The 10,715-nt window shown below is 72.0% G+C and carries 2 protein-coding genes; both read right to left on the reverse strand.

Annotated features, from left to right (window positions below):
- Positions 1–111 precede the first annotated feature (111 nt).
- Entirely contained in the window at positions 112–303 is a 192-nt protein-coding gene (locus IEZ15_RS08110) for an MbtH family protein (RefSeq protein WP_189275322.1), read from the reverse strand.
- Positions 300–10,682, reverse strand: coding sequence for a non-ribosomal peptide synthetase (locus tag IEZ15_RS08115; protein WP_268250356.1), 10,383 nt, complete (start codon positions 10,680–10,682; stop codon positions 300–302). The genes IEZ15_RS08110 and IEZ15_RS08115 overlap by 4 nt, the downstream gene beginning before the upstream one ends.
- Positions 10,683–10,715: the final 33 nt, after the last annotated feature.

Below are 10,715 nucleotides of genomic sequence, written 5' to 3' on the forward strand. Positions count from 1 at the left end.
CACCTTTCCCGCGCGGGGGCGGCCGCAGTACGGCGCCGACTTCTTGGACCGCTGTTGGCGGCCCGTTCACCGGAAGGTGGTTCCACCGACGCCCCTTCCGGCCGAGCCGATTCATTCCTCGCGCATGCTCCGTGGGCGCCAGTTCTTGTTGAAGTAGGCGAGGCAGCCGTCCCGGCTGTCCTCGCCGTGGACGACGGTCCACCCCGGGGGCAGTGCGGCACAGGACGGCCACATCGAGTGCTGTCCCTCCTCGTCGACCATCACCAGGTAGGTGTCATCGAGGCGCTCGGACGGACCGTTCATGATGTCTGTCCCTTCCGGGGAACGTGGTGCTCGTGTCCGGGCCGCAGCCGTTCCGCGAGCACGCTTCCGATTTTGGCCAGGGGTTCGGGCTGCATCATGTCGATGTGCCGGCAGGCGACTTCGTGGGTCACGATCCGCCCCCGCACGTACGGGGCCCAGGTCCGCGGGTCTCCCGCCTGTTCCTGTGTCGCCACGAACAGGAGGAGGTCGCCGTGGAAGGGCTGCGGGACGTGGTTCCGGATCAGGTCCTCGTTGTTGCGTGAAAGTGCCTTGATCGCCCGGAGGTTGTGCTCCTCCATGCTGCCGAGCACGCTGCCCCCCTGCCGGAGGACGTCGATGACCCTGGCGTAGTCCAGCGGGGCGTCGCCCAGTTCCTGCCGGTCCCGGCCGACGAACTCCAGGAGGGCGCCGAGGAATCCCTGTTCCTCCTCGTCGGGCGTCCTGGTTTCCTGCTCCGCCGGGTCCGGGCTCTGGGGCCGGATCGGGTACTGGTCGAGGTTGGCCAGCAGACCGATCGTCTCGCCCTCGTGCTGCAGGCGGGTCGCGACGGCGTGGGCGACCATGCCGCCGAAGGACCAGCCGAGCAGGTGGTAGGGGCCGGACGGTTGTACTCGCCGGATCTGCTCGACGTAGTCCGCGGCCATTTCCTCGATGCTCCGCGGGAGCGGTTCCGGGTGGCCCAGGCCGCGGGCCTGGAGGCCGTAGAGCGGCCGGTCGGGCGCGATGTGCCGGACCAGGCCGGTGTAGACCGAGACGAATCCGCCCGCCGGATGGAGGCAGAACAGCGGGGGCAGATCGCCACCCCTTCTGATCGGCAACAGGACGTCGAACGTCTCCTGCTCCGGTTCCTCTCCGAGGCGCCCGGTCAGTTCTGCGACGGTGGGGGCGTCGAACAGGGTACGGATGGCCAGTTTCCCCCCGAACGTCGAACGGATCCGGTTGGTCAGTTGCATGGCCAGGATGCTGTCGCCGCCGAGCTCGAAGAAGCTGTCGTCGATCCCGACGGCCGGCAGGCCGAGGATCTCGGCGAACAGCCCGCACAGGATCTCCTCCTGGGGGGTGCGCGGCGCCCGGCCGGTGGAGACCTCGGTGAAGTCCGGGGCGGGCAGGGCCTTGCGGTCGAGCTTGCCGTTGGGGGTCAGCGGCAGCGCGTCCAGGGTGACGAACGCCGCCGGGACCATGTGCTCCGGCAGTACCCGGGCCGCCTCCTTGCGCAGCGTCCCCCAGTCCGCACCGGCCGCACCGGACGCACCACCGTCACGCGGCACCAGATAGGCCACCAACTGCTTGGCCCCGGGCCGGTCCTCGCGGACCACGACAGCGGCCTGGGCCACGTCCGGATGCGCCTGCAGGACGTCCTCGATCTCACCGGTCTCGATCCGGAAGCCGCGGAGCTTGACCTGCTCGTCGGTGCGGCCCAGGTACTCCAGCTCGCCGTCGGCGCTCCAGCGGGCCAGGTCGCCGGTGCGGTACATGCGGGTACCGGCCGGGCCGAACGGGCAGGCCACGAACCGCTCGGCGGTCAGGGCGGGACGGTTCAGGTAGCCGCGGGCCAGGCCCGCGCCGGTGACGTACAGCTCGCCGGGGACACCGGGCGGTACCGGCCGCAGGCCGGCGTCGAGCACGTACACCCGCGTGTTGTGGATCGGTCGGCCGATCGGCGGGGTGACCCCGCCGATCAGCGGGCCGCTCATGGTCGCGCACACCGTGGTCTCGGTCGGACCATAGGCGTTGACCATCCGCCGCCCGGCCGACCACCGGGCGACCAGTTCCGCCGGTGTGGCCTCGCCCGCGACGACCAGGGTGGTCACCTCGGAAAGGCTGCCCGCGGGCAGGGCCGCGAGAGCTGCGGGAGGGATGGTCGCATGGGTGACGCGGTGCCGCTCCACCAGTTCCAGCAGCGGCGTGCCGGGCATGAGGTGGTCGGCGTCGGCCACCACCAGCGTGGCACCGGCGAACAGCGCCATGCACATCTCGGAGACAGCGGCGTCGAAGCTGGGCGAGGCGAACTGCAGGACCCTGCTGTCCGCTTCGACCGCGAAGCGCTCGATCTGCGCCTCGGCGAGGTTGGCGAGGCCGGTGTGCTGGACGGTGACGCCCTTGGGGCGTCCGGTGGAGCCGGAGGTGTAGATGAGGTACGCCGGGTTGGCCGGAACCAGGGGTTGGATCCGGTCGGCGTCGGTCGGACGGGAGGACGGGCACTCCGCCAGCGCTGCCGTGGTGGTGGCTTCGTCCAGCAGCAACCGGGTGACATCTGCTTCCGGCAGCCGCTCTCCCACCGTCATCGTGGTCAGCAGCAGGGCGGGACGGGCATCGGCGAGCATGTAGGCGATCCGCTCGGCCGGATACTCCGGGTCCACCGGCAGGAATGCCGCGCCGGCCTTGGCCACCGCCAGTTGGGCCACGATCATCTCCACCGACCGGGGCAGGGCCAGCGCGACGAAGTCTTCCGGGCCCACCCCCCGGTCGATCAGTAGCCGGGCCAGTCGGCTGGACCGCGTGTCCAGCTCCGCGTATGTCAGTTCGGTCTGGTCCGAGACCACTGCCACCGCCTGCGGCGTCGCCGCCACCTGCGTGGCGAACAGCTCCGGCAGCGTGGCCCGCGGCACCTCCCGCGCGGTGTCGTTCCACCCGGACAGCACCCGCTCGCGCTCGGCCGGCTCCAGGATCTCGACCGCGCCGACCGCCCGGTCCGGGTCGGCCACCACCGCGGCCAGCAGACGCTCCAGCCGCCCGGCCAGCACCTCCACCGCCTCCCGGTCGAACAGATCCGGCCGGTAGCCGAACCGCAGGTTCAATCGCGGGCCGGGTATCGCGGCGAGACTGAGGGGGTAGTGCGTGGCGTCCCGGTTGTCGATGCCGGTGACCCGCAACGGCAGCGCCGCGGGGTCTCCGTCGGTAGCTCCCAGGTTGCCCGGGTCCAGCGGGTAGTTCTCGTACACCGTCAGGGTGTCGAACAGTTCGCCGCCGCCGACGAGGCGCTGGACGTCCGAGAGTCCCAGGTACTGGTAGCCGATCAGGCGGGACTGCTGGTCCTGCAGGCGGGTGAGCATGCCCAGCAGGGACTCGCCCGGGTCCAGGCGGACCCGCACCGGCAGGGTGTTGATGAACAGGCCGACCATCGACTCGATGCCGTCGATCTCCGGGGGGCGGCCGGCGACGGTGCCGCCGAAGACCACGTCGTCCCGGCCGGTGAGCCGGCCCAGCAGGATCGCCCACGCGCCCTGGACCAGGGTGCTCATGGTCAGCCCGTGCCGGCGGGCGCGGGCGCTCAGCTCCGCGGTGCTCTCCTCGGACAGGGCCACCGTGATCTCCTCCGGCGGCACGGGGGCACGGTCCGAGGCTGCCGGGGCCAGGAGGGTGGGTTCCTCCACCCCGGCCAGCGTCTCGCGCCAGGCCTGCTCGGCCACCCGGCGGTCCTGCCGGGCCAGCCAGTCGAGGTAGGTGCGGTAGGGGGTGACCTTCGGGAGCGCGGTGTCGGCGCCGCGGTTCTGGTAGAGGGTGAACAGCTCGGCCAGCACCAGGGGTGTGGACCAGCCGTCGAGGAGGATGTGGTGGTTGCTGAACAGCAGCCGGAAGCGTCCGGCCCCCAGGCGCAGCAGGGTGAAGCGGAGCAACGGCGCCCGGGTGGGGTCGAAGCGGCGGGCGCGGTCCTCGGCGGTGAGCCGGGTCAGCTCCTGTTCCCGGTCGGTCTCGTCCAGGCCGCTGAGGTCGATCTCCTGCCAGGGCAGTTCGAGGTCGCGCCGGATGATCTGGACCGGCCGGTCCAGGCCTTCCTGGCGGAATCCGGCGCGCAGATTGGGGTGCCGGCGCAGCAGTGCGGCCGCGGCGGCACGCAGGGCCTCGACGTCGAGGTCGCCCTCGAGGTCGAAGACGAACTGCACGGTGTAGACGTCCACTGCCTGCTCGTCGTAGAGGGCGTGGAAGAGCAGCCCCTCCTGCAACGGCGAGAGCGGCAGGACGTCCTCCAGGTCGGGTTCCGCAGCCTCCACCAGGTCGATCTCGGCCTGGGTGAGGGAGACCAGGGACAGGTCGGAGGGGGTGTAGCCGCCTGCATCCGGCCGCTGGGCATGGGTGACGATGCCCTCCAGGACCCGGAACCACGTCCCGGCGAGGTCACGCACCTCCTCTTCGGAGAACAGGGCCTCGGGCCAGCTCCAGGAGGCGTTCAGCTGCGGGCCGTCGGCCTGTTCCAGCGTGATCGCGTTCATCTCGAGCGCGTGCGGCAGGGGCATCTTCGCGTCGCCGCCGCCGCCGAGTCCTCCGGCTTCGGGAGCGGGGGCCCAGTCCTGGGCCGCTGCCGTTCCTTCGGCGGTGCCGGCGAACCGGCCGAGGTAGTTGAAGCCGATCTGCGGTGCCGCCGGTGCGGCCAGTCGGGATGCGGTGTGCGGGTTGAGGTGGCGCAGCAGTCCGTAGCCCAGGCCGTTGTCCGGCAGGGCCCGCAGCTGCTCCTTCACCCGCTTGACCGCCCGGCCCAGCGCGACGCCGGTGGTCGCCGATGTTCCCGGGTCGAGGCGGACGGGGAAGAGGCTGGTGAACCAGCCCACCGTGCGGGACAGGTCCACCCCGTCCAGGAACTCCTCGCGGCCGTGGCCCTCCAGGTCCAGCAGGACCCCGGTGTCCTCGCCCAAGCCGCGTCGGCGGCGCCAGTCGGCCACCGCCACCGCGAACCCGGCCAGCAGCACGTCGTTGACGCCGGCGTGGAAGGCCGCCGGGACGCTGCTCAGCAGTGGAGCGGTCCACTGGGTCGGCAGTGACATCGACACCGCTCGGGCGGTGTCCACCGTGTCCCGTTCGAAGTCGTGCGGGATCCGGCTCAGTTGCGGGTCGGGGCCGTCGAGGATCGCGGTCCACGTCGGCAGTTCCGCCTCCCGCACCGGATCCACCGCTGCCGCGGCCAACCGCTCGGCCCACCGGCGGAAGGACGTGCCCACCGGCTCCAACTGCACAGTCCGCCCGGCGACCACCGCCTCCCAGGCCGCAGCCAGGTCCGGCAGCACGATCCGCCAGGACACCCCGTCGACCACCAGGTGGTGCAGCACCAGCAGCAACCGTCCCGACTGCTCGGGCCCGGCGTCGAACCACACCGCCTGCACCATCACCCCGGCCTCCGGCGCCAACCGCCGCCACGCCGCCCGGGCGTGCTCGCCGATGACAGCTCGCAGTCCTTCCCCGTCCAGCCCGGCGACATCGACCCGGCAGACCAGCTTCTCGGCGGAGACCGCACCGCGCGGGGCCACCTCCAAAGCCCACCGCGCACCGTCACGGGACAACCGCATCCGCAGGGCGTCGTGGTGGTCCAGCACCGCCTGCAACGCCGCCGCCAGCCGGCCCGTATCCGCCCCGGCCGGGGCCTGCACCAGCATCGACTGGTTGAAACCGTCCACCGGACCACCACGCTCACGCAGCGCGTGGATGATCGGAGTGAGCGGCAGATCGCCTTCGCCGGTGTCGGCCGGTTCGGTCACCGCCGTGCCGATGTCCTCGGAGACCGCGGCCAGGGCGGCCACCGTCTTGTGCTCGAACACCTCGCGCGGGGTGATCAGCAGTCCGGCCTTGCGGGCCCGGCTGACCAGTTGGATGGAGACGATGCTGTCGCCGCCCAGGTCGAAGAAGCTGTCGTCCGCGCCGACCGTCGGCAGGCCGAGGAGCTCGGCGAACAGCCCGCACAGCAGCTCCTCGCGCGCGGTGGCCGCCGCCCGGCCGGTGGAGACCTCGGTGAAGTCCGGGGCGGGCAGGGCCTTGCGGTCGAGCTTGCCGTTGGGAGTCAGCGGCAGCGCGTCCAGGGTGACGAACGCCGCCGGGACCATGTACTCCGGCAGGGCCCGGGCCAGCTCAGCCCTCCACCGCGCGGGAGCCTCTCCGGTGTCGGTGCCGGAGGTCGGGACCACGTAGGCCACCAGCCGCTTCACCCCGGGGCGGTCCTCGCGGGCCACCACCGCGACGGCCTCCACCTGGGGGTCCTTCGCCAGGGCAGTCTCGATCTCACCGGTCTCGATGCGGAAACCGCGGATCTTGACCTGCTCGTCGGTGCGGCCCAGGTACTCCAGCTGGCCGTCGGCGTTCCAGCGGGCCAGGTCGCCGGTGCGGTACATGCGGGTACCGGCCGGGCCGAACGGGCAGGCCACGAATCGCTCGGCGGTCAGGGCGGGACGGTTCAGGTAGCCGCGGGCCAGGCCCGCGCCGGTGACGTACAGCTCGCCGGGGACGCCGGGCGGTACCGGCCGCAGGCCGGCGTCGAGCACGTACACCCGGGTGTCGACGACCGGTCGGCCGATCGGCGGGGTGACCCCGCCGTTCAGCGGTCCGCTCACCGCCGTGGCCACGGTCGACTCGGTCGGGCCGTAGGCGTTGACCATCCGCCGCCCGGCCGACCACCGGTCGACGAGTTCGGCGGAGCACGCCTCGCCTCCCACGATGAGCGTGCGGAAGTGGGGCAGGTCCACCGGCGACACACTGGCGAGCGCGGTCGGCGGGATCAGCGCGTGGGTGATCCGCCGGCTCTTGAGAACGTCGGCGAGGATCTCGTCCGCCAGGGGGCCCGGGGGCGGGACCACGAGGGCCGCTCCGGTGGGCAGGGCCATGCACAGTTCGAGTATCGAGGCGTCGAAGCTGGGCGAGGCGAACTGCAGGACCCTGCTGTCCGCGTCGACCGCGAAGCGCTCGACCTCGGTGACGGAGAAGGCTGCGAGGCCGGTGTGCTGGACGGTGACGCCCTTGGGGCGTCCGGTGGAGCCGGAGGTGTAGATCAGGTACGCCGGGTTGGCCGGAACCAGGGGTCGGATCCGGTCGGCGTCGGTCGGACGGGAGGACGGGTAGGTCGCCAGCGCTGCCATGGTGGCGGCTTCGTCCAGCAGCAACCGGGTGACATCCGCTTCCGGCAGCCGCTCTCCCACCGTCATCGTGGTCAGCAGCAGGGCGGGACGGGCATCGGCGAGCATGTAGGCGATCCGCTCGGCCGGATACTGCGGGTCCACCGGCAGGAATGCCGCGCCGGCCTTGGCCACCGCCAGTTGGGCCACGATCATCTCCACCGAGCGGGGCAGGGCCAGCGCGACGAAGTCCTCCGGGCCCACCCCCCGGTCGATCAGTAGCCGGGCCAGTCGGCTGGACCGTGTGTCCAGCTCCGCGTATGTCAGTTCGGTCTGGTCCGAGACCACTGCCACCGCCTGCGGCGTCGCCGCCACCTGCGTGGCGAACAGCTCCGGCAGCGTGGCGTGCGGCACCTCCCGCGCGGTGTCGTTCCACCCGGACAGCACCCGCTCGCGCTCGGCCTCGTCCAGGATCTCGACGCTGCCCACGGTGCGGTCCGGGGCGGCCACCACCGCGGCCAGCAGACGCTCCAGACGGGCCATCATCCGTTCGACGGTGGCGGCGTCGAACAGGTCCAGGCTGTGGGTCACACTGCCGGCGATACCGCCGGGGCTGCCGTCGGCCGCGTGCTGCTCACCGAGGTCGATCGACAGGTCGAACTTGGCCGCGGCAGGGCCCGTGTGCTGGGGTCCGACTCGCAGGTCGGGGATGTCGAGGGCGGTCAGGGGGGTGTTCTGCAGGTTCAACACGACCTGGAAGAGGGGGTGGCGGGCCATTGAGCGGACCGGGTTGAGCTCTTCGACCAGTCGCTCGAACGGCACGTCCTGATGCGCGTAGGCGGCCAGGTCCGTCTCCCGGACCCGCTCGATCAGTTCGTGGAAGGTGGGGTCGCCGGAGACGTCGGTGCGCAGCACCAGGGTGTTGACGAAGAAGCCGACCAGATCATCGAGTGCCTCGTCGGTACGTCCGGCGATCGGGCTGCCGATGGGTATGTCCTCCCCGGCCCCGAGCCGGGACAGCAGTGCGGCCAGGCCTGCCTGCAGGACCATGAACACACTTGCCCGGCACTTCCGGGCCAGCGTGACCACTCCGGCGTGCAGGGAGGCGTCCCAGGCGAACTCCACCGTTCCACCCCGGTGGGAGGCCACCGCCGGGCGTGGCCGGTCGGTGGGCAGGGCCAGCTCCTCCGGCAGGCCGGTCAGGGTCTGGCGCCAGAAGTCCAGCTGCCGGGCGAGCGGGCTGTCCGGGTCGTCCTCGCTGCCGAGGACCTGGTGTTGCCACAGGGTGTAGTCGGCGTACTGCACCGGCAGCGGCGTCCACTCCGGCGCCGCCCCGGTGCAGCGGGCGGTGTAGGCGGCCGCCAGGTCCCGGGCCAGTGGGCTCAGCGACCAGCCGTCCCCGGCGATGTGGTGCAGGGTCAGCACCAGCACGTGTTCGTCCTCGGTGAGGGCGAACAGCTCCGCGCGCAGCGGGGTGTCCACCGCCAGGTCGAAGGCGTACCCGGCCGCGGCCTCGACCAGGGCGGGCAGTTCCCGCTCGTCGGTCTTGGTGACCACCAGCTCGGGGCGGCCGCGCTGCGGGTCCAGCACCAGCTGGCGCGGCCGGCCCTCGCTCTCGGGGAAGACCGTGCGCAGGCTCTCGTGCCGCTCGGCCACATCGGCCAGCGCCATCCCCATCGCGTCCCGGTCCAGCCGACCGGACAACCGGACCGCCAGCGGCAGGTTGTAGGTGGCGCTGGGGCCCTCCAGCCGTCCCAGGAACCACAGCCGCCGCTGCGCGAACGACAACGGCACCTCGACAGGACGCTCCATCGGGTGGGGAGCCGGGCGGCTCCGTCCGGCGGTCCGGTCGAGCAGTCCGACGAGTTCGGCCACGGTGGGTGTCTCGAACAGGGCCCGCACCGGCAGCTCCACGTCGAGAGCGGCTCTCAGTCGGCTGACCAGGCGGGTCGCGAGCAGGGAGTGGCCGCCGAGCTCGAAGAAGCTGTCGTCGATCCCGACGGCCGGCAGGCCGAGGATCTCGGCGAACAGCCCGCACAGGATCTCCTCCTGGGGGGTGCGCGGCGCCCGGCCGGTGGAGACCTCGGTGAAGTCCGGCGTCGGCAGGGCCCGGCGGTTCAGCTTGCCGTTGGCGGTCAGCGGCAGCGCGTCCAGGGTGACGAACGCCGCCGGGACCATGTAATCCGGCAGTACCCGGGCCGCCTCCTTGCGCAGCGTCCCCCAGTCCGCACCGGCCGCACCACCGTCACGCGGCACCAGATAGGCCACCAGCTGCTTGACCCCGGGCCGGTCCTCGCGGGCCACCACCGCCACCTGGGCCACATCCGGATGCGCCTGCAGGACGTTCTCGATCTCACCGGTCTCGATCCGGAAACCGCGGATCTTGACCTGGTCGTCCACGCGGCTGAGGTACTCCAGCCGGCCGTCGGCGCTCCAGCGGGCCAGGTCGCCGGTGCGGTACATCCGCGCCCCGGCCGGGCCGAACGGGCAGGCCACGAACCGCTCGGCGGTCAGGGCGGGACGGCCCAGGTAGCCGCGGGCCAGGCCGTCCCCGGCGATGTACAGGTCGCCGGGGACACCGGGCGGTACCGGCCGCAGGCCGGCGTCGAGCACGTACACCTGCGTGTTGTGGATCGGCCGGCCGATGGAGGGCGCCCCGGGGCGGTCGTCCAGGATTGTCGCCGTCGACCAGATCGTGGTCTCGGTGGGCCCGTAGAGGTTGGTCACTTCGGCGGCCGTCTCACGCATCTCGTGCGCGAGGGCGGTCGGCAGGGCTTCTCCGCCGACCAGCATGCGCAAACCGCGCAGCCCCTCCGGCGCGCCGGAAAGCATCGCCTGCCACAGGGTGGGGGTCGCCTGCACGGCGGTGACGGCGTGGTCCGCCGCCAGTTGCGCGAGAGCCGAGGGGTCGTGCACCAGTTCGCGGTCGGCCACCACCACGGCGGCTCCGCTCAGCAGTGGCACGTACAGCTCCAAGGCGGCGATGTCGAAGGCGACCGTGGTCACCGCCATGAGGCGGTCGTCCGGGGTGAACCGGAACCGGTCCGCCATGGAGACCAGGAAGTTGGTCAGGTTACCGGCAGAGATCACGACGCCCTTGGGGCGTCCGGTGGAGCCGGAGGTGTAGATCACATAGGCGGGGTTCGACAGCGAGTGGAAGCGGACCCGGTCGGCGTCGGTCGGACCGGAGGACGGGTACGTCGCCAGCGCCGCCACGGTGGCGGCCTCGTCCAGCAGCAACCGGGCGACATCCGCTTCCGGCAACCGCTCTCCCACCGTCACCGTGGTCAGCAGCAGGGCGGGACGGGCATCGGCGAGCATGTAGGCGATCCGCTCGGCCGGATACTCCGAATCCAGCGGCAGATAGGCCGCACCGGCCTTGGCCACCGCCAGCTGGGCCACGATCATCTCCACCGACCGGGGCAGGGCCAGGGCCACGAAGTCCTCCGGGCCCACCCCCCGGTCGATCAGTAGCCGGGCCAGTCGGCTGGACCGCGTGTCCAGCTCCGCGTATGTCAGTTCGGTCTGGTCCGAGACCACTGCCACCGCCTGCGGCGTCGCCGCCACCTGCGTGGCGAACAGCTCCGGCAGCGTGGCCTG

The sequence above is a fragment of the Streptomyces atratus genome, from assembly GCF_014648655.1.
Taxonomy (GTDB): Bacteria; Actinomycetota; Actinomycetes; order Streptomycetales; family Streptomycetaceae; genus Streptomyces; species Streptomyces atratus.

What these genes read in the sequence shown, in the direction of transcription:
- IEZ15_RS08110 (WP_189275322.1), bottom strand. Translation starts at nt 303, where the DNA reads ATGAACGGTCCGTCCGAGCGCCTCGATGACACCTACCTGGTGATGGTC.